This is a genomic window from Helicobacter sp. MIT 14-3879 (genome assembly GCF_003364125.1).
This window is the reverse complement of sequence record NZ_NXLP01000188.1, coordinates 1-558: the sequence shown is the minus strand read 5'-3', so window position 1 is coordinate 558 and position 558 is coordinate 1. Positions and strand designations below refer to the sequence as shown.

The window sequence follows — 558 nt, the reverse complement described above, 5'->3', positions numbered from 1 at the left end:
ATTTTGCCTATGAACACATTTATCTTCCCACAAAGAATACTTGGAAAGATTTAAAAAATGGCTTTGATTATTTATTAAGTGGAGATTGGTATAAAGAATTTGTAAGATTAACTATATTTAATAATGCTGAAAATAAGAAAATCTTAGAATATGAATTAAGAAATAAATATGGTGATGAACAAGTAGATGATATGAGTAATTTTGAAAAAGATTATAGAATGCTATTTGGTAAATAAAACAAAGGAATTTCTATGAATTTCAATCATCAAAACAATACAAATAAAATTGATAGCACTGATAATACTACCCAAAAAGATTATAATAAAAAAACAATATATAAGAATATTACTCTTGATGATATTAATTCTATAACTAAAGATTCTCCTATTGCTCTGCTTAATGCTCTTTATCAATGTGAGGATTGTATTTTACTTAATGAGAATAAAGAAGCTATTGTGAATGAAAGTTTTTTTAAATACAAATCTAGTTTCTATCTCTCCTTTATCTCCAACAAAGATTCTTTAAGTGATGAATATTTACAAGCTAGAAAAGATTTAT

Annotated in this window: 1 protein-coding gene and 1 pseudogene; both read left to right on the top strand. The window is 23.8% G+C overall.

Going from position 1 to position 558, the window contains the following annotated elements; translation table 11 throughout:
• Window positions 1–236 (top strand): hypothetical protein (locus CQA44_RS12925; protein WP_181881926.1); only part of this gene is annotated, 236 nt, incomplete at its 5' end.
• 15 nt (window positions 237–251) lie between these two features.
• Window positions 252–558: pseudogene (locus tag CQA44_RS12275) on the top strand (lipase); the annotation flags it as partial.